This is a genomic window from Caballeronia sp. INML3B, assembly GCF_023631305.1.
GTDB classification, from domain to species: Bacteria; Pseudomonadota; Gammaproteobacteria; order Burkholderiales; family Burkholderiaceae; genus Caballeronia; species Caballeronia turbans.
On record NZ_JALQDI010000040.1, the window covers coordinates 20,295 to 39,968 of the forward strand.

Annotated in this window: 18 protein-coding genes; 10 read left to right on the forward strand and 8 right to left on the reverse strand. The window is 63.9% G+C overall.

The annotated features are described in order from the left end of the window. The first annotated feature begins 83 nt into the window (after positions 1-83). Positions 84-1,073 carry a prolyl aminopeptidase gene (gene pip / locus NCS58_RS15590; protein WP_061118189.1) on the forward strand — a complete coding sequence of 330 codons (990 nt, stop codon included), beginning with the start codon at positions 84-86 and terminating at the stop codon, positions 1,071-1,073. A gap of 3 nt (positions 1,074-1,076) precedes the next feature. Here pip and NCS58_RS15595 read toward each other — a convergent pair whose 3' ends face one another. Further along, a complete protein-coding gene (locus NCS58_RS15595; RefSeq protein WP_086961036.1) occupies positions 1,077-2,378 on the reverse strand; it encodes an EAL domain-containing protein in 1,302 nt (433 codons plus the stop codon). A gap of 227 nt (positions 2,379-2,605) precedes the next feature. Here NCS58_RS15595 and NCS58_RS15600 point away from each other — a divergent pair, with 227 nt between their 5' ends. The 3 genes from NCS58_RS15600 to NCS58_RS15610 all read left to right on the forward strand — a co-directional run bounded on the left by NCS58_RS15600 (position 2,606) and on the right by NCS58_RS15610 (position 7,480). Then, entirely contained in the window at positions 2,606-3,028 is a 423-nt protein-coding gene (locus NCS58_RS15600; RefSeq protein ID WP_014251177.1) for a hypothetical protein, read from the forward strand. Positions 3,029-3,577: 549 nt separating this feature from the next. Continuing rightward, complete coding sequence (locus NCS58_RS15605; RefSeq protein WP_061118188.1) at positions 3,578-4,354, forward strand: hypothetical protein; 777 nt, start codon at positions 3,578-3,580, stop codon at positions 4,352-4,354. 156 nt (positions 4,355-4,510) lie between these two features. Beyond that, entirely contained in the window at positions 4,511-7,480 is a 2,970-nt protein-coding gene (locus NCS58_RS15610; protein WP_250477332.1) for a bifunctional diguanylate cyclase/phosphodiesterase, read from the forward strand. Positions 7,481-7,492: 12 nt separating this feature from the next. Here the strand turns inward: NCS58_RS15610 and NCS58_RS15615 are convergent, their stop codons facing one another. After that, positions 7,493-7,702 (reverse strand): hypothetical protein, encoded by a 210-nt coding sequence (locus NCS58_RS15615; protein ID WP_061118349.1) that lies wholly within the window; start codon positions 7,700-7,702, stop codon positions 7,493-7,495. Between the two features lie 225 nt (positions 7,703-7,927). Here NCS58_RS15615 and NCS58_RS15620 point away from each other — a divergent pair, with 225 nt between their 5' ends. Continuing rightward, complete coding sequence (locus NCS58_RS15620) at positions 7,928-9,151, forward strand: ROK family transcriptional regulator (protein ID WP_061118348.1); 1,224 nt, start codon at positions 7,928-7,930, stop codon at positions 9,149-9,151. Between the two features lie 2 nt (positions 9,152-9,153). Here NCS58_RS15620 and NCS58_RS15625 read toward each other — a convergent pair whose 3' ends face one another. Next, entirely contained in the window at positions 9,154-9,780 is a 627-nt protein-coding gene (locus tag NCS58_RS15625) for a LysE family translocator (RefSeq protein WP_061118186.1), read from the reverse strand. 129 nt (positions 9,781-9,909) lie between these two features. On the opposite strand from NCS58_RS15625, the gene NCS58_RS15630 reads away from it, so the two are divergent. The 3 genes from NCS58_RS15630 (at position 9,910) to hutI (ending at position 13,409) form a co-directional block, all read left to right on the forward strand. Continuing rightward, positions 9,910-10,374 (forward strand): Lrp/AsnC family transcriptional regulator, encoded by a 465-nt coding sequence (locus NCS58_RS15630; protein WP_061118185.1) that lies wholly within the window; start codon positions 9,910-9,912, stop codon positions 10,372-10,374. A 144-nt stretch (positions 10,375-10,518) separates the two neighbouring features. Then, positions 10,519-12,192: a urocanate hydratase gene (gene hutU, locus NCS58_RS15635; RefSeq protein WP_061118184.1), complete on the forward strand. Its 1,674-nt coding sequence runs from the start codon at positions 10,519-10,521 to the stop codon at positions 12,190-12,192. Then, entirely contained in the window at positions 12,189-13,409 is a 1,221-nt protein-coding gene (hutI, locus tag NCS58_RS15640; protein WP_061118183.1) for an imidazolonepropionase, read from the forward strand. The genes hutU and hutI overlap by 4 nt, the downstream gene beginning before the upstream one ends. Before the next feature lie 65 nt (positions 13,410-13,474). On the opposite strand, the gene NCS58_RS15645 is transcribed toward hutI, so the two are convergent. After that, positions 13,475-13,726, reverse strand: coding sequence for a GlsB/YeaQ/YmgE family stress response membrane protein (locus tag NCS58_RS15645; protein ID WP_061118182.1), 252 nt, complete (start codon positions 13,724-13,726; stop codon positions 13,475-13,477). Between the two features lie 205 nt (positions 13,727-13,931). Here NCS58_RS15645 and NCS58_RS15650 point away from each other — a divergent pair, with 205 nt between their 5' ends. Next, positions 13,932-14,420, forward strand: a complete 489-nt coding sequence (locus tag NCS58_RS15650; RefSeq protein WP_061118181.1) for a hypothetical protein — start codon at positions 13,932-13,934, stop codon at positions 14,418-14,420. A 98-nt stretch (positions 14,421-14,518) separates the two neighbouring features. Here NCS58_RS15650 and NCS58_RS15655 read toward each other — a convergent pair whose 3' ends face one another. Together NCS58_RS15655 and NCS58_RS15660 are read right to left on the reverse strand one after the other, a co-directional pair. After that, complete coding sequence (locus NCS58_RS15655) at positions 14,519-16,333, reverse strand: OmpA family protein (RefSeq protein WP_061118180.1); 1,815 nt, start codon at positions 16,331-16,333, stop codon at positions 14,519-14,521. 138 nt (positions 16,334-16,471) lie between these two features. Next, a complete protein-coding gene (locus NCS58_RS15660; protein ID WP_061118179.1) occupies positions 16,472-16,708 on the reverse strand; it encodes a hypothetical protein in 237 nt (78 codons plus the stop codon). Between the two features lie 149 nt (positions 16,709-16,857). On the opposite strand from NCS58_RS15660, the gene NCS58_RS15665 reads away from it, so the two are divergent. Beyond that, positions 16,858-17,154, forward strand: coding sequence for a YciI-like protein (locus NCS58_RS15665; RefSeq protein ID WP_061118347.1), 297 nt, complete (start codon positions 16,858-16,860; stop codon positions 17,152-17,154). 13 nt (positions 17,155-17,167) lie between these two features. Here the strand turns inward: NCS58_RS15665 and NCS58_RS15670 are convergent, their stop codons facing one another. Next, positions 17,168-18,160 (reverse strand): LysR family transcriptional regulator, encoded by a 993-nt coding sequence (locus NCS58_RS15670; RefSeq protein ID WP_061118346.1) that lies wholly within the window; start codon positions 18,158-18,160, stop codon positions 17,168-17,170. A gap of 187 nt (positions 18,161-18,347) precedes the next feature. Beyond that, the gene (locus NCS58_RS15675; protein ID WP_061118178.1) at positions 18,348-19,613 is read right to left on the reverse strand and encodes a mechanosensitive ion channel family protein; all 1,266 of its coding nucleotides are present in this window, start codon (positions 19,611-19,613) and stop codon (positions 18,348-18,350) included. Between the last annotated feature and the right edge of the window lie 61 nt (positions 19,614-19,674).

Genomic DNA, 19,674 nt, shown 5'->3' on the forward strand with positions numbered 1-19,674 from the left:
ACGGGCATCGCGCGTCATCCGGTGTCATCGAACCGATGCAACAATGGACCCCGACGAAACACATTCAGCAAGGATAAAGCGCAATGGACAATCAATCGCCGGTGCAGTTCGACGAAGGCATGCTCGACGTGGGCGACGGTCATTCGATCTACTGGCGCGCGCAGGGCCCGCGCGAGGCGCCCGTGATGCTTGTCGTGCACGGCGGCCCCGGCGGCGCGATGAACGTGAAGTGGGCCGAGGTGCTCGAAGCGGACAAGTGGCGCGTCGTGTTCTTCGATCAGCGCGGCTGCGGCAAGTCCACGCCGTTCGGCAGGCTCGAGGCGAACGGCATCGACGCGCTCGTCGGCGACATGGAAAAGCTGCGCGTCGCGTTGAAGATCGAGCAATGGGCGATTTTCGGCGGCTCGTGGGGCACGACGCTCGGGCTCGCATACGGCGTTGCGCATCCGCAGCGTTGCACGGGCTTCCTGCTGCGCGGCGTTTTTCTCGCGCGGCGCGAGGACATCGACTGGTTCCTGTGGGACGTGCGGCGCGTCTTTCCCGAGGCGCATCGCGCGTTTCTCGATGCGATCGAGGCCGCGTGCGGCAAGCGTCCCGCGAACGCGCACGAGATCCTGCAGATGACCGAAGCGCCGCTCGCGCGCTTCGACGAGGCCGGCACACGGCTCGCGCGCGCGTGGACGCAATACGAGACGACGCTGTCCGTCGTCAACAAGCCGGAGAAGGAACCCGCCGAGGAAGAGAAGCGCCCGAGCGCGGAAGCCAACGCCGCCGCCATTTCAATGGCGCTCCTCGAGCGTCACTACATGGCGAACGAGCTGCCGCCGGCGCCGCTGTTGCCGCTCGTCGTGCGCATCGCGCATCTGCCTTGCCGGATCGTGCATGGACGCTTCGACATGGTGTGCCCGGCCGATCAGGCCGTGGACCTTGCCGCGCGCTGGCCCGGCGCGGAGCTGGCCGTCGTGAATGCGGCGGGGCACTGGACGTTCGAGCCGGGCAATCTCGCGGCATTGCGCGCAGGCGCGGCGGCGCTTGCCAGTTCGATCGCGCAAGTGAAAAGCGCCGCCGCCTGAGGCTCAGAAGACCGAGGGCGCCGCCTGGCTCAGCCTGCGCCAGTCCAGGTCCGCGCCGATCACGACCGGCTTGCCGGCGCGCTGCATCGCGACCGTAAGCGTTACGCACAGCGACGTCCCCGTCACGGAGAGATAAGGCGCGCTCGTCACCACCTGCTGCGGTTTCGCGTGCGCATCGACGAAGTACGGGCGATTGTCCCAGCGTCCGGTCGACGGATCGGCGATCGGCGCGAAGCGCTCGCTCGGTGCAATCGCGGCCGCGCCCGCTAGCCCGGGCAGGAACTCGCGTCCGTTCTGATCGAGGAAGAAGCAACTGAGCGTGCAGGGCAGCGCGAGCAGATCGGCGCAGGCGGATTCGGTCGTCGCGCCGGAGGCGAAGCGCCGTGCGGCCTGCGTGAGTCCCGCGCGATAGGGCAACAGAAGCAGATCGCCCGCGAGGCGCTCGGTGCGGCGCATCTGCGCGAGCGCATCGAACACGTCTTCGAAAAGCGGCGTGGCCGCGCCCCGTTCGGCGAGTTGCGCCGACGGCATGCCGAACAGATAGCCCTGCACGAAATCCACGTTCGAGCGCGCGGCGAGCATCAGATCCTCGCCCGTCTCGATGCCTTCGGCGACCACGAACATCCCCGACTCGTGCAGAAGGTCGACGAGCTTCGGCATCAGCGCGTCGCGCATGTGTGCGCTTCTGGCCCGCACGAGACTGCGATCGAGCTTCACGATGTCCGGCCGCAGCGTGATCAGCCGGTCGATGTTGGAGTGCCCCGCGCCGAAATCGTCCACCGCGACAAGAAAGCCCTGCGCGCGAAACGCGCGCGTCGCGCGCGAGATGTCCTCGACGTCCGTGCCGCCCGACTCCAGCACTTCGATCACGAGCCGCTCGGGCGCGAGACCCGCTTCGCGCGTGGCCGAAGCGAGCCGCGCGGCATAGCCCGGTTTCGTGAAGGTCGCCGGGTTGATGTTGATGAAGAGCCACTGCGCGGCGGGCAGCATGGCCGCCGCATTGCGCAGATGCGCGAGATGGCTCATGCGGTCGAGTTCGGTCAGCTTGCCCGCCACGATCGCGCGCCCGAAGAGATCGAACGGTCCGACGAGCGCGCCGCCGCCCGTCTCGCCGCGCAACAGCGCCTCGTAGCCCACCTCCCGTTGATGCGGCAGGCTGTAGATCGGTTGCAGATGCGTGCGCAGCGCGATGCCGTCGACGACCTCCGTCTGTCGGGTCAGCACGTTCAGGCGGACGTGGAGGCCGGGCGCCGCGCGGCGCCCGGCGAGGGCGTACGGGAAGCGCGCGCCGGCAGACGAACGCACGAGGGAGCAGTCAGGTCGATGAACGGCACGGCAGTCACGCGTTTCGGTGGGGATGAGCGCAATATCGGCCGGTCGTGCGCAAACTTGAGCATCGAATCGGTCCATGCGTCGGCGGTTTGCCGCCGGGGCCCGCGCGTCCTATCTTTGTTGGTGCGGTGCTACGATCCGCCTGCAACTTAAGCCGGGCCGCACTCGTCGAAAGTTGCAACGAACCCCTAGAGAGAGATATGGCGCAACAGAAAACCAATCCCAAACTCGAGCAGGCGCTGACACGCGGCGATCTCGCGATCCGCCAGGCCAACTCGGGCCGCGCCACCGCCGTGCTGCGCGCGCTCGGCAAGATGATCGTGGAAGCATCGGCGACCATCGGCGTCGAGGCGCACGTCGTCATTCACGATGGCGACAAGATTTACGATCCCGCCGACGGCGTGTGGCCTCAGCAATTGCTGGTGTCGCTCGATGGACCGGTCGAAGAAAACGATCCGGACGAGATCCGCACGATCACGCTGCTTGCCGATACCCCCGCGACGATCTTTCGCTGCGAGTGGCAACGCGCCGACGGCAATATCGGGCGACAGGAAGGCCGTCCGCTCGCGATGGTGGCTTTCATAACCGATGTCGACATCCCGTGGCTCGACGAAGACGACTGAATTTTTAATCCGCTTCAGCGGAATTCACGCAGTCGACATGATTATGTCGTGATAGGGCGGGCGTTCTTCCAAAAGAACGCCCGCTTTTCGTTTCACATTTCGGGCTTCCGAATCCCAATCTCTGCGCTTTCCCGATTTCGCACATTGTGCGAAGAAAAAATGTAAGCAAACGTTACCGAACCCCTTTTTATAAGTGTTTTCCAGCGTTTACGCGATGCTCCGCGGCGGTTCGGCGAAGGCTATTCTCCTGATTGCCTCTCGCGTCGATTGGTGGCTGCTCGCCCTCGTTCTTTCACCCTCATCGGGCTCGCATATTCGCTCACGGCATATGCGTATATGGTTTGCGGCGGCTACCGGCGATGGGCTTTTTCGTCGATTAGAAGCTTTCTTCCACAGCTTTAGCCTGAAAGTTGCTGAGAAACAGTAGCAAGCGCGCACCCCGTTTTTCGACTTCGTGAGAGGCTCGTTTTGCCCGTGTAGGGAACCCTCCAATAAACGTCCTCAACACGCGGCATCTTTTCAATCGCCAAGAAAAAATGGGGTTTACAAATGGAACGTCTGAACCTTGCCAAGAACGCCGCCGCTAACCAATCCGAACCGGCGGTTCGCCCAGCTCTCACGGTCGTGCCCGCACTTCAGAAAAGCGAGCGTATGCCGTTTACTATCCGTATCGTCCGTGACGATGCCGGATTGCAAAAAGCCGTGAGCATCAGACGTTCGGCCTATGGGCGGCATCTGCCCGAATTCGCCGAAAAGATGACGATCGAGTCCTCGGATCACGATCGCGGGACGGCCGTGCTTCTGGCTGAATCCAAGCTGGACGGCGCACCGCTCGGCACCATGCGCATTCAGACCAATGCCTATGGTCCGCTCGCCGTCGAGCAGTCGGTGCGTCTGCCCGAGCATCTGGCGACGAGCCGCCTCGCCGAAGCGACGCGTCTCGGCGTCGCGGGCGGGATGGTGGGCCGGGTGGTCAAGGTGGCATTGTGCAAGGCGCTCTGGATGTTCTGCGAATTGCACGAGATCGATTACATGGTGATTACGGCGCGTACGCCGCTGGATCGGGAGTATGAGGCGATGCTCTTCAAGGATGTTTTCGGCGCGGGCGAATTTCTGCCGATGTCCCATGTCGGCGGCCTGCCGCATCGGGTGCTGGCGAAAGACGTCGCCGCTGCGCGCCAGCGCTGGGAAGAAGCCCGTCATCCGCTCTTCAATTACATGGTGCACACGCATCATCCCGACATCGATTTGCATTCTGTAGATTTATCTTTTGACTGGGAACCGGTACGATGCCCTGAAGCTCCGCTGATGGCTTACGGCAGGTGAGAAAGGCACGATCGTATCCAGGAAGGTAAAAGCGAATAACCGGATCAAGGAGCGGTCCGGTAGGCCAAAAGCGGTGGTGCGCGGGGATCCTTCGCGCTCCGCCGCTGTCTGCGCCGGCGCATTTCTCGCTGCGCGCAAACGGGGGTTTTTCCAGGTATGGCGTCGGTTATTCCAGCTTCCTTATCGAGATTCAGACGCACGGGCTCGTGGATCGACGACGCGCTGTACGCGGTCGCCGTTTATGCCGTGCCGATCCTGATTTTGCTCGGTACGATCGCGACGCTTTACTTCCTGCCGCGTCAATATGAAACACGCGGCGCGGTCCCTCTCGCGCTGCGTGTCGTCGCCGATAACGGCGGCATCACCACACCCGCCGAGGCGCTCGACGCGCTGCAAGGCGCTGCGCCCGTTTCGCGCTACAGCACGCGTCTGTCCGAAAAGCCAATCTGGTTCAGCTTCACAACGCCTAGCATGAGCGCGGAATCATCGACGGTCGTCGAATTGCCATCGCGCCATGCGCAAACGCTTGCCTGCTGGAACGCGAGCACGCTCGCGCTGCTCGGCCAGGCGGACCGCGACAGCGTGAGCGGCGAGATTCGCACGGTGAAGGCGGGCTTCTTCATACAGGTCGGCCGTATCAGACAGGCGGAGAACGTTCTGTGCCGGGGCACCTTTTCCGGTCCTGCGCAGATCAATGCGTACGCGTGGGAATGGCAGGGCCTGCGCAGTTCGGCGCTCGATTTCCAGGAGAGTTCGGGGCTGATCGCCGGTGGTTTGCTGACGCTCGCGGTGTTCGTCTTCGTCACGGCGCTCATCAATCAGGAATGGACGTATGTGATTTTCGCCGTGTGGCTCGTCGGCAATCTGCGGCTCTGCGCGAACGCGATGGGCTGGGACATGCAATGGCTCGGCCGCGTGCTGCCGTCGGAATTCATGCAGCCGTTGCGACAGTTTACCTTCGCCGCCTATTACTTGCTGACGGCCGCGCTCTTCCAGCAGCTTTTCCGGCGCGAGTTGCGCGTAGTCGGCTATCGCTGGCTGCTGCGCGTGATCCAGTATGTCGGCATTGTCTTGCTGGCGGCCGCGTTCGCACTGCCGTATGCGCTTTTCATTCCGACGCTCTGGATCATCGCGGGGTTCGGCATCTGCGTGCTGCTGTTTTTCCTCGCGCGGCTCGTGTGGATGGCGCGCTCGCGCACCGTGCTCTGGTATGTCGCGTCGCTCGGCGTCGTGCTGTTCTCGACGTTCTCCGAAGTGCTCGGCGCGGCCTTCGGCCTGAAGGTGCTCGTCGGCGGCGTCAATACGGTGATGGCCGCGCTGTCGTCGAGCATGATGGCGGCCTTCGCGATCGCCGAGCAGATGCGCGCCGAACGCGATTTCCGCCGTCAGGCGCAGATGGAATTGCGCAACACCTACGAAGTCACGCCGATCGGCCTCTTCACGCTCGATGCCGACGGTCACTTCGTGCGCGCCAATCCCGCGTTGCGCGCGATGCTCGATCTGCAAAAGAGCGACTACAAGGCGCGCCATTGGAACGACTATTTCGAGGCGGGCGCGTGGGGCGCGTTGCAGGCGCTGGCCTCGAAGGGCAGCGACGGCGAACTCGAAATGGGCGGTTCGCCCGAGCGCGGCACCGGCGAACGACGCTACTTGCTGAAAGCCATCCGCTCGAACGGATGGATCGAAGGCTCGCTGCAGGACACGACGGAACGTTCGAAGGCCGTCGAGCGGCTGCGTTTTCTCGCGGAGCACGATTCGCTGACGGGCTCGCTGAATCGCCGCGGCGTAGAGAAGGCGATTTCCGCGCAGAGCGAAGAGACGCTCCCGTGGGCGCTCGCGTATGTCGACCTCGACCGCTTCAAGCTCGTCAACGATCTCTTCGGCCATCGCAGCGGCGACGAAGTGCTGCGCCAGGTCGCGGCGCGCACACGGGCGCACTTCTCGCGCAGCTATCCGGTCGGGCGTATCGGCGGCGACGAGTTCGTCTGCGTGATGCACGACACGTCGATCGAAGACGCCATCGCGCAATGCCGCGAGCTCATTTCGATTCTCTCCGACGCGCCGTACCAGGTCGGCAATCGCGCGTTCCAGGTGAAGGCGTCGATCGGTCTCGTCGAATGCTCGCAGGGCGTGCGCGTGCAGGACGCGCTTTCACACGCGGATCGCGCGTGCCGTGAAGCGAAGAAGGTCGCGCACACGCATCTCGTCACCTATCGCAAGGGCGCGGCGGCATTCGAGGAGCGCGCGGAGGAACTGAGGCTCGTCGAGACGCTCGGGCGCAATCGCCTTCCGCCGGGGCTTTTCCTCGTGATGCAGCCGATCATGTCGCTGTCCGCGCCGACCGAATCGCTCAACTTCGAAGTCCTGTTGCGCATGCGCGCGCCCGACGGCGCGACACTGCCCGCGGGCAAGGTGATCGTCGCGGCGGAGGAATCGGGCAATATCGCCGCGATCGACCGCTGGGTCATTTCGACGCTGCTCGACTGGATCGAGGCGCATCAGCACCGGCTCGGCAACACGCAGTTCATTTGCGTGAACCTGTCGGGCGGCTCGCTGAACGACGAGCAGTTCATGGAGGACATCTTCGCGCTCTTCGCGCGTCATCAGTCGATCGTGCATTACCTGTGTCTCGAGATCACGGAGAGCGTCGCGCTGCACGATCTGGAGAACACGCAGCGCTTCATCGCGCGCGTGCACGACATGGGCGGCAAGATCGCGCTCGACGACTTCGGCGCGGGATACACGTCGTTCAAATATCTGAAGGCGCTATCCGCCGATGCGCTGAAGATCGACGGCGAGTTCGTGCGCTCGATGTGCGCGCATCCGGCGGACATTGCGATCGTCGAGGCGATCGTCGCACTCGCGCGCAATCTCGGCATGCGCAGCGTCGCGGAGTGGGTCGAGGACGTCGATACCTTGCGCGCGTTGCAGGAGATCGGCGTGGATTACGTGCAGGGCTTCCTGATCGCGCGGCCGCAGGAGAGCTCGGCGATTCTCGCGGCGAGCTCGGCCGCGAGTTTCGTGAAGGATCCGGAAGTGATCAGTTTCGTCGAAGGCCTGTCGGAGCCGGCACAGGCGAACGTGTTCGACTACGAATGGCACGCGCGTGCCTCAGGGACGCACTGAGCCCGGCACGGCTCAGGCCGTCTTCATCTCGTTCAATACCTTTGCCGCCGCAATCGGAATGCGCGTGTCGTCCCATTGCGCGAGCCATTGAATCTCCTTGCGCGTGAAATAGCCCGCGTGATTGCGCAGCGCGAACTGCAGCGAATCGACGATGTGATCGCGAATGATCTGCGGCGCGTTCTCGTCCTTGACGATCGCGTGTAGGGCTTCGAGTGTGCTCATGTTTTTGCCGGGCGTGTGTGTGTCGGGGATGACCATCTCGCCGACCATAACCGACCAAAAATTCGTGAAAAAAATCGGCCTGCATCGCGCGGCCGGTCTATGAACGGGCGCTTGATAAAATCGGCCCGGATGTCTTTACTAAATAAAAAGACTGGATTTAATCGAACGGGGACGAACACATGAACGATGTCCGGCGCTCGCGGCTGCCCGGAGAGGCGCGAGCCGATGTCTGAGCGGCCCGCGCGCAAAGCCTCGGCGCATTCCGTCGGCTCGAATCAGCTCGGCATGCGCCAGTTCAACGAGCGCATCGTCCTGCAGGCGATCCGGCTCCACGGCGCGCTGCCCAAGGCCGACATCGCGCGCATGACGCGCCTGTCGATGCAGACGGTCTCGCTGATCGTCGATCATCTGATCGAGGACGGCCTGCTCGCCAAAGAGCCGCGCGCGCGCGTGCGCGGCCGCATCGGTCAGCCGTCGGTGCCGATCTCCCTGCGTGCGGACGGCGCGTTTTCCATCGGCGTGAAAGTGGGGCGGCGCAGTCTCGACGTGCTGTCGATGGACTTCGCCGGCAACGTGCGCGCGCGCGAAACGCTGGCCTATCCGTATCCCGATCCGCATACGCTCTTTCCCGCGCTGGAAGAGCGGCTCGCGCGCACGATCGGCGCGCTCGGCGACGGCGCACGGAAGATCGCGGGCATCGGCGTCGCGGCGCCGTTGTGGCTGGGCGGCTGGCGCGACTTCTTCGACACGCCGCCCGATGTGCTCGCGGCGTGGGACGACATCGACATCCGCGAACGGATCGAAGCGATGACGGCGCTGCCGGTCGAGTTCGCCAAGGACACGACGGCCGCGTGCGCCGCCGAACTGGTGATGGGCCAGGGACGCGGGCTGCGCAACTTCCTCTATGTTTTCATCGGCACATTCATCGGCGGCGGACTCGTGATCGACGGCCGATTGCACGCGGGCCCAAGCGGCAACGCGGGCGCCATCGGCTCGTTGCCGCTGATGAGCCACGGCAACGGACGACGCGCGGGGCAACTGCTCGACAAGGCGTCGGTGTATGTGCTCGAAAAGGCGTTCGTCGCGGCGGGCGCGCCGGCCGCCGCCGCGCACGACGAGCGCGCATGTTCGCCGCCGTTGCGCGCGCTATCGGACGCGTGGATGCGCGGGACGTGTCCCGCGATCGCGACGGGCATCGCAGCGTCGGCGGCGCTGCTCGATCTCGAAGCCGTGGTGATCGACGGTGAAATCGACCGGATCTTGCTGCGCGAGGTCATCGGGCGCACCGACGACGCGCTCGCCGCGTTCGACTGGCAAGGCATGACGCGCCCGCGCCTCGTCGAAGGGCAGATCGGCCCCGACGCCCGCGCAATGGGCGGCGCGATCCTGCCGCTCTATGCGCATTTCGCGCCGAAGCACGAGCTTTTTCTGAAGCCGCTCGACGCCTGAGGTCAGTCCAGTGAGAGCCGCGCGGCGAACGCGAGCAGCGCGGCGGAGAACGTCCAGCGCTGCACGGTCTGCGCTTTCGGATGGCGGCGCAGCCAGCCGGAAATTCGCACCGCGCCCGCCGCCAGCGTGAGGTCGAACAGGACGCCGACCGCAACCAGCACGACCCCCAGTTCCAGCACTTGCGACCAGACCGGACCGCTCTGCGGCCGCACGAATTGCGGCAGCAGCACGGAGCAGAACAGCAGCGCCTTCGGATTGAGAATGCTGCTCAGAATGCCCTTCGCGTAGGCCGAACGCAGCGTGGATGCGGCCGCCTGACCGGGCGTCGCGTCGAGCCCGAACGCGGGCGATCGGAAAATCTGAATCGCCACGTAAGAGAGATACAAACCACCCGCGATGCGCACGCCGTCGTAAAGCCACGGCGCGCTGCGCAAGAGCGCGGCGACGCCGAGCGCCGATAGCGTCACATGCGTCGCCCGCGCCGTGGCGAGTCCGCCGGCCACGGCGAGACCGTGGCTCAAACCGCGCGTGCCGCTCGTCTGAAGCACGAGCGCCATGTCCGGTCCGGGCAGCGCATACACCACCGCGAGCGCGCCGATGAAAACCCATAGCAAGTGTGCCGAGACCATGATGCGCTCCTGTTTCGATGGCGATATCGTGCCACTTCGGAGGGAGCGTTTTCTGGCTTTTTTACTCCCGATATGGTCATCAAGCGAGACTTTCCCCTAGAATCGGATCAATAAGAAGGGGAAAGCTCCATGATCGAAATCGATCGTATCGACCGCGCCATGCTGGCCGCGCTTCAGCAGGACGGCCGCATGCCTGTCGCGAAACTCGCCGAGCGCGTCGGCCTGAGCGAGACGCCGTGCGCGCGCCGGCTCAAGCGTCTGGAAAGCGAGGGCTACATCGACGGCTATCGCGCGGTGCTGTCACGCAAGGCGCTCCAGTTGGGCGTCGTCGCGTTCGCGCAGGTGCGCTTCAGCGTGCACGATCGCGCGCTGTCGGATCGCTTCGAGCGCGAAATTCAGGGGATTCCGCGCATCGTGTCGTGTCACAACATCTCGGGGACGGCGGATTATCTGCTCCAGATCATCGCGCGCGATCTCGACGAATACGGCGTCTTCATGCGCGACATCCTGCGAACCTTGCCGGGCGTGACAGCCGTCGAATCGATGCTCTCGCTGCGCGAGGTGAAGCGCGACAGCGGCGTGCCCGTGCCCTGATAATTGTCTATACAAGGCTGAGGCGAACACGGCGAGAATAGCTCCGGGATTCCCCTAATACAACCTAAGTTGTATATACAAGAACATGAGACTCATTCGATGGCGTCCCATCGACACTCTCTTTCTTGATGCGCAGGAGCATTCGTGACTTCATCCTCCCGTTTTCGCGACACCGAGATCCGCGCGCCGCGCGGCACCCGACTCAACGCCAGGAGCTGGCTGACCGAAGCGCCGCTGCGCATGCTGATGAACAATCTCGACCCCGAAGTGGCCGAGAATCCGAAGGAACTGGTGGTGTACGGCGGCATCGGGCGGGCGGCGCGCGACTGGGCGTGCTACGACAAGATCGTCGAGACGTTGAAACGCCTCGAAGCGGACGAGACGCTGCTCGTCCAGTCGGGCAAGCCGGTCGGCGTGTTCAAGACGCATGAGAATGCGCCGCGTGTTCTCATCGCGAATTCCAACCTGGTGCCGCATTGGGCGAATTGGGAGCACTTCAACGAGCTCGACGCGAAGGGCCTCGCGATGTACGGACAGATGACCGCCGGCAGCTGGATCTACATCGGCAGCCAGGGCATCGTGCAGGGCACCTATGAGACCTTCGTCGAAGCCGGACGCCAGCATTACGGCGGCGAGCTCAAAGGCCGCTGGGTGCTGACCGCCGGTCTCGGCGGCATGGGCGGCGCGCAGCCGCTTGCAGCGACGCTCGCGGGCGCGTGTTCGCTGAACATCGAATGTCAGCAAAGCCGCATCGATTTCCGTCTGAAGACGCGTTACGTCGATGAACAGGCGACCGATCTCGACGACGCCCTCGCGCGCATCCAGCGCTACACGTCCGAAGGCCGCGCGATTTCCATCGCGCTGTGCGCGAACGCGGCGGACATACTGCCCGAGCTCGTGCGCCGCGGCGTGCGTCCGGACATGGTTACCGATCAGACGAGCGCGCACGATCCGCTCAACGGCTATCTGCCGAAAGGCTGGACCTGGGCGCAATACCGTGACCGCGCGCAAAGCGATCCGGCGGGCACGGTGAAGGCCGCGAAGCAATCGATGGCCGAGCACGTCCGCGCGATGCTCGCGTTCCGCGAACAGGGCGTACCGACGTTCGATTACGGCAACAATATCCGCCAGATGGCCAAGGAAGAGGGCGTCGACAACGCGTTCGATTTTCCGGGCTTCGTGCCGGCCTACATCCGTCCGCTTTTTTGCCGCGGCGTCGGGCCCTTCCGCTGGGCCGCGCTCTCGGGCGATGCGGAAGATATCTACAAGACGGACGCGAAAGTGAAGGAACTCATCGCCGATGACGCGCATCTGCATCGGTGGCTCGACATGGCGCGCGAGCGCATCAGCTTTCAGGGCCTGCCGGCGCGCATCTGCTGGGTCGGGCTCGGCCAGCGCGCGAAGCTCGGCCTCGCGTTCAACGAGATGGTGCGCAACGGCGAGTTGTCGGCGCCGGTCGTGATCGGCCGCGATCATCTCGATTCTGGCTCGGTCGCGAGTCCGAACCGCGAAACCGAAGCGATGCAGGATGGCTCGGACGCCGTGTCCGACTGGCCGCTTCTGAACGCGCTCCTGAATACGGCGAGCGGTGCGACGTGGGTCTCGATTCATCACGGTGGCGGCGTCGGCATGGGCTTCTCGCAGCATGCGGGCGTCGTGATCGTGTGCGACGGCAGCCGCGAAGCCGATGCACGCATCGCGCGCGTGCTGCACAACGATCCCGCGACGGGCGTCATGCGCCACGCCGACGCGGGCTACGACATCGCCATTGAATGCGCGCGCGAGCAGGGCCTCGATCTGCCGATGATCACGCGATGAAAACCCTCTGGCACCACTGCCACGCCGCGACGATGGCCGGTGGCAAGTATTCGATCATCGAAGACGCGGCGATCCTGACCGACGGCGCGCGCATCGAATGGATCGGGCCGTCCGCTTCGGCGCCGGAAATCGGCGACTGCGGGCGTGTCGATCTCGAAGGCGCGTGGGTGACGCCGGGGTTGATCGACTGCCACACGCATCTCGTTTTCGGCGGCGATCGGAGCGGCGAGTTCGAAGAGCGGCTCGAAGGCGTGAGTTATGCGCAAATCGCGGCGCGTGGCGGCGGCATCGCGAGCACCGTGCGCGCGACGCGCGAAGCCAGTGAAGACGCGTTGTTCGAAGTCGCGAAGAAGCGCGCAGTCGGTCTGATGCGCGAAGGCGTGACCGCGCTCGAAGTGAAATCCGGCTACGGGCTCGATCTCGCCAGCGAACGCAAGATGCTCGCCGTGGCGCGACGTCTCGGCGACACGCTGCCGCTCACCGTGCGCGCGACCTGCCTCGCCGCGCATGCGTTGCCGCCCGAATACGCGAACCGCGCGGATGACTACATCGCCTATGTCTGCGACGAGATGTTGCCGGCGCTCGTCGAAGAAGGTCTCGTCGATGCCGTCGATGCATTTTGCGAGCACATCGCGTTTTCGACGCAGCAAGTCGAGCGTGTGTTTCGATGCGCGCACGAACTCGGCGTGCCCGTGAAGTTGCATGCCGAGCAGTTGTCGTCCTTGCATGGATCGTCGCTTGCGGCGCGCTATCGGGCACTGTCGGCGGATCATCTCGAGTACATGACGGAGGACGATGCCATCGCGATGGCGCAGTCCGGCACCGTCGCCGTGCTCCTGCCGGGCGCGTTCTACATGTTGCGTGAAACCCAAGTGCCGCCCATCGACGCGCTGCGGCGTCATCGCGTGCCGATCGCGCTCGCGAGCGATCTGAATCCCGGTACGTCGCCGGCGCTATCGTTGCGCATGATGCTCAACATGGGATGCACACTGTTTCGCCTGACGCCGGAAGAAGCGCTCGCCGGCGTGACGATTAATGCGGCGAGCGCGCTCGGACTGCGATCGACGCACGGCTCGCTCGAAGCAGGAAAGGCCGCGGATTTTGTCGCCTGGCGGATCGACAGGCCTGCTGAGCTTTCGTATTGGCTCGGCGGCGCGCTGCAAAATCGCGTCGTGCGTGGCGGCGCGGAGACTGATTTCGAGCGCATCGCGCGATGAAACAAAACGCCTCGTCCGGGCCGGGACGAGGCGTTGCGCCAGAAAAGAAACGATGAAGCGTGGCGTTACGTGCGCTTGCGGATCATTCCCCAGACGACGAGCAGGATGATGGCGCCGAGCACCGAGGCGATCCATCCCGCTGGCTGTCCCGGCTGATACCAGCCGAGCGCCCGGCCCACGTACCCCGCGATGAGCGAGCCGGCGATGCCGAGGATGATGGTCATGATCCAGCCCATGTTGTCGTCGCCCGGTTTGAGCGCGCGCGCGATGAGCCCGATGACGAGTCCGACGATCAAAGTGCCGATGAATGCAAACATGCGGTTGCTCCTTGACAGAGTTTTACAGTTTCTTGATTGCGTTGCCGATGGATTCCGGACGGTCCCGGTACGTTCAAAGTAGCACGGCGCAATGCGTTTGGGTAAGACACTGGCCGTCTGGCCAATCCTTGAAGCACGAACGATGCCCCGTGCATCGCCCAAGGTAAAATTCGTCGCATTGCCTCAATCCGTGCCTTGCTACGATATGACCGATTCCGAATTCCCCTCCAACGACGATACGATCCACGAAGATCGCCTCTGGCGCGACGACGGCTGGACCGCGCGCGTGATCAAGAACGAGGACGACGACGGCTGGGCCGTCGAGATGATTCAGGCGGGCGAGACGGAGCCCGCGCTCGTCGGACCGTGGACGATGGGCCGCGACAAGAAAAATCCAAAGCCGCTCGACGCAAACGCGTTTCGAACATTAGTCAAGACGGCGTCGGAAGTCTTGCGCCGGCACGAACAGCAGCGTCATGCAATGCTGAACAAGAATGTCACCGTCGATCTGCGGGGCGAGGACATTACCGTCACGCTGGAGATCGTTCCCGATGAGGACGATCCCTACGCGAATCTCAAAGCCTTCGATGCGTACGGCGCGCAGCTCGCGCACGTGCGCGTGTCCCCTTCATTCAAACTCAGCAAGGCGAGCGCCGAGCGATGGGCCGAGAACGAGTTCGCGAAGCCCAACTGAATCGCCCATTGTGCTCATCGCGCATGCCTAAAAGGAAAACGCCGTCTCACTTTCGTGAGACGGCGTCGGGAGAAGGATGCCGTGAGTCGGATCGGATCTCAGCGTTTCCTGACGACGAACTCGATCCGTCGATTGGCGAAACGTCCGCTCGCAGTATCGTTGTCGGCAATCGGATTGGCGTCGCCAAAGCCCGTGGCCGTGAGCGATTGCGGCGGTACGCCGTTTCGCACCAGGTAGCCCCGGACAGCCTCAGCGCGTTCCTTCGATACTTCGAGCTTCGCCGCTGCTGCACCTTGCGCATCCGAATAGCCCGCAATTTCGAGATTCACGATCGAACCCTTGGCGGCGCAGCTCTTGAGCAACTGCGCCGTCTCGCCGAGCGTGGAGTACGCGCTTTCCGGCACCTGTGCACTCGAGCGCGCGAAGTTGACAACCTGAAGGTCGAGTACCCGCGTCAGCTTGTCGCCAGAGCACGGCGTGTCAGTGGCGAGCAGGCTCTTCATCGCGTTGCGAAAGGATTGCGTTGCGGTGGCGACGGCGCCGTCTACGTCGAACGCCGCAACCTGGAACATGCCGCCGAGCGTGCCTTTCAGACGATCGGTCCAGCCGAGCTTCCCGTTCGCCGCCGTGCCGCTCAACTCGACTTTCGAGCCGCTGACCTTCGCTTCCGCACCAGGCACGGCCATGAGCGGGAAGAAGTCGTTCAGGCGCGAGAGCCAGGTTGCCGGGCGGGTTTCGGGAATGACCGAAACGTCCGCCGTGTAGGCCTTTCCGAAGCGGGCGGTCAACGTGTCGACCAGATGCTTCTTCTCTGCTTGCGTGCCCACGGTCGCCTCGATCGCCGGCACGCCTGCCGCGTTGACGCTGAACAACAACTGCGCGTCTTTCCAGGAGGCGGGCGCGGCCTTCGGCGCCGAGGCCGTTTCCGGCTCTGCCGCGGTTGCGACCGGCGTGTTCACAGGTGCCGCTACCGGCGCAGTGTCGGTGACCGGCGTAGTCGATAGCGCTGCGGACGACGCCGGCATTGACATGTCCGTGACGTGCTGCGTGGCCGGCGCGGCGCTCAGATCCACGCTGTCGCCATGCGTGAAGCCGCGGTAATAAACCAGCGCGAGAACGGCGGCCAGCACGGCAAAGAGCAGCCAGATCCACTTGTTCGAGCGTTTCGGCGCGGGTTTGCGCACCGGTGCGCGCATCGGGGGCGGCGCGGATTTTGAAGCTGGCGCAGTTTGCACGGGCGGAGCGGTCTGCATAACGGGCGCGGGCGCGGGTGCAACTGCCGCGGCCATCGCTACATCGCCATCCGTACGCGGCTCGAGGCTCGATGCGACCGTATCGAGCCGCGGCGTGATGCAACTCGTGAAGCCTTCTGTGTTACCGACGCCGATGGCTGTCGCGACCGCGTTCGACATCGACGAATTGATTTCGCCGACCTGATCGCGCAGCAGCTTGGGCACCTGCGGCAGTCCCCACTGCGCGAGCAGGAAGTGGCGCTTCATGATGCCGAACAGCACGGCGGCGACGATGCCCGCGAGCGCCGACGTGGCTTGCGTGGGAACGCCGGTTTCGGCCGAAACAGCGTCGGTCAGCGCATCGACGCGCTGGCCCGTCGCGAGCGCGGCAAGCGAATGACCATTGGCTTCGAGCTGCTTGAGTCCGCCGGTGGTCGCGATCACCTTGGATAAGTGATCCGCGATGTGGGCGTTGGTCTCCGACTGCATGATGACGGAATACACCGACTGCGAGCCGGGTACGAGCGTCGCCCGATCCATCAGCGATGCGACCAGGCCGGGCGCGATGCGTATCACGAGCTGCCGGACGATCTGACCGGGAATGCCGAATTGTTGCGACAACTGCTCGGCGATGGGTTCCGAGATCGCGGCATTGACCGCCTGGACCAGATTGATGCTCATCGACTGAGATTCCTTTCTACATGAACGCTTAACGCAAGCGCAAGTACGTAGCGGATTCTATATGCACAGGTATCCTAAAAAGAACCGTGCAAACTTCTTTACGAAAACGGTGCTTAAATGCGATTCGCGTTGTGCTTTTTAACGTGCGCGCAGGCTCAGTTCCGAGAAGAATCTGACGACGCGTCTGGCGGCGGCGCCGAGCGAGCCCGGCTCCGCGGGCGCGGGTTGCGCTTCCTTCACGGCAAGCGCGACGAACGACAGTATGGAATGCGACTGGATGAGCGTGCGGTACGACGCGTCGAGCGGCGACGTCCACGCGCAGCTGCGGCAATCGTGCTTGGGGCACGCGTTGCAGGGAGGTTGATTGCGGTTCATGGCGGAATCCTTCTGGGTATCCGCATATGATCTTCGATACGCTATCGTTAGGCGATCAGATACTTCCGATTGAACTCTTGGTTTTCATCTCGGAAATAGGACAAACTAACTCGATGAATCCGGGACTGTTTCAGCGCAAGGAGGCGGCGATGCACTATTTGTTGATTTACGATCTCTGTTCAGACTATCTGGAGCGCCGCGCGCAATTTCGCGACGCGCATCTCGCCCTTGCATGGGCTGCGGTCGAGCGGGGAGACATCGTGCTCGCTGGTGCGCTCGATGCCCCCGCCGATCGCGCGATGCTGCTGTTTCACAGCAATTCGCCCGCCGTCGCGGAAGACTTCGCAAAAAACGATCCGTACGTGACGAACGGGCTGGTCGAGCGCTGGGAAGTGCGCAAGTGGAACACGGTCGTGGGCACGAATGCGGCCACGCCCGTGAGATAGCGCGGCGCGGGCATCACGCGCCGGCGGTTTCTTCCTCGGGACGATCCCGGCGGGTGGGGCCGCGGCGCTGCGCCGAACGATAAAGGCTCGTCAGCGTGTCGTCGATTTGCTGCGAGCGCTCGAAGAGCGCCGCGAGCCAGTCGACGAACACCGACACGCGCGGCGTTGCCTGACGGCTTTTCAGAAACGCCACCGATACCTTGAGCGGCGGCGACTTCCATTGCGGCAGCAATTCGCGCAGTTGCCCCGAGCGCAGATACGGCTGCGCCGCGATGCGCAGCGGCTGGATCATCCCCAGCCCTTCGATGCCGCATGCGAGGTACGCATGCTCGTCGGCGACCTGCACGAAGCCGCGCATCTTCATGGTGACGGGCGCGCCGTCGACATCGAAATCGAAGTCGGCGGGGCGGCCGCTTTTCTCGGAGATGCAATTGACCGCGACGTGCTGCGCGAGATCGTCGAGTGTTTCCGGCGTGCCGTGCTTCTCCAGGTACGCCGGACTTGCGCACGTCACCTGTTCGAGCACGCCGAGCCGGCGCGCGATCAGACCCGAATCGGGCAATTCGCCGAGCTGCACGCTGCAATCGACACCTTCGCCGACGAGATCCACATTGCGATTGCCGATGCCGATCGACAGCTCGATCTGCGGATAGCGCGCATGAAACTCCGGCAGCGCGGGCACGACGATCGAGGTCGCGACGGTATCCGGCATCTCGACGCGCAGCCGTCCGCGCAGACGCTCCTCGCCCGCGCCGAAGCCGGATTCGAGCTCGTCGATATCGGCGAGGATTTGCGCGCAACGCTCGTAATAAGCGGCGCCATCGACGGTGAGATTCAGGCGCCGTGTCGTACGTGCGAGCAATTGCACGCCGACCAGCGCTTCGAGTTGTTGCACGGTCGTCGAAACACTCGCGCGCGGCATGCCGAGCGACTCGGCCGCACGCGTGAAGCTGTTCGTATCGACGACACGCGTGAAGACACGCATGGCATGGACGCGATCGATCACGTTGTGTTTTCCTTTTATGACGATTGAATGGCGATGCGCGAAAAAAAGCGTATCCACCGCGGCTATGAAGCGGCGGAAAAAAGGCGCATCGGCGATGGTTAGATCGTACGGACGGGAAGCGTCAACGTGAATACACAAAAATGGAGGATTCTTGCCTGATCCTTTCTGACGGCGCGAATCGCGCCATTTACAGCGCCGGCATTTCGCCGCGCAGACGGCCCGCGAAACCGGTCATGTCGGCGCCGGAGGGTGCCTGATAAAGGCGCAGCCCCATTTCCGGCAGGATCGACAGCAGATGATCGAATACGTCGCCCTGAATGCGCTCGTATTGGGTCCACGCGGTCGTCGCGGTGAAACAATAGACTTCGACCGGGATGCCCTCCGATTGCGGTTCCATCATGCGGACCATGATCGCCATGTCCTGGCGGATTTCCGGATGGCGTTGCAGATAAGCGAGCCCGTACGCGCGAAACGTGCCGATATTCGTGAGCCGCCGCCGGTTCGCAGGCTCGTTCGCGAGTTCGCCGAGATTGCGGTTCGCCTGCTCGACCTCGGTCTGCTTCTGTTCCAGATAATCGTGCAGCAGCCGAAAGCGCTTCAGGCGTGCGGTCTCTTCCTCGGTGAGAAAGCGCACGCATTGCGCGTCGATGCGCAAGGTACGCTTGATGCGCCGTCCGCCCGATTCGAACATGTGCCGATAGTTGCGATAGCTCTCCGAAAAGAGCTTGTACGTCGGCACGGTGGTCACGGTGTTGTCCCAGTTCTGGACCTTGACCGTATGCAGCGCGATGTCCTTCACGAAGCCATCGGCGGCGGCTTGCGGCATTTCGATCCAGTCGCCGATCCGCAGCATGTCGTTCGATGTCAGTTGCGTGCTCGCGACGAGCGACAGCAGCGTGTCCTTGAAGACGAGCAGCAGCACCGCGGACAACGCGCCGAGACCGGAGAGCATCCAGAGCGGCGAGCGGTCGATGAGAATGGACAGCACGAGCACGCCGCACACGAGCGCGAGCGCCAGCTTGCCGATCTGGATATAGCCCTTGATCGAGCGCGTCTGTGCTTCCTTGCTTTCCGCATAGACGTCCTGCCACGCGGACAGCGCGCTGCCCGCGGCGAAAAACAAGCAGACCCACGCGCCGCCGTGCGCGACGCGGCCGATGACCGTGGCCCAGTGGCCGATGCGCGGCACGTCGTCGATGCCGAGCGCGACGGTCGCGAACGGCACCGCGTACCAGAGGCGATGATAGGCGCGATGCTTGATGCACGCGCGGTCCCACTTCTGATGACCGGCGAGCACGAGCAGCCGATGTGCGACATACAGCACGATGCGCGCGACCACCCATTGCAGGAAGAGCGCGATCAGCGCGAGCGCGACGAGACCCGCGACGAGTTGCGCCCACGGATGAGCGGCGAGCAGATGCGGCAGGGGATCGGGAAGGAAGTCGAAATTCATACCGTTCGGTCAGGACTGGGAAGCGTGCGCATCGTGCGTCCTTTGCGACGCGACGCGCACC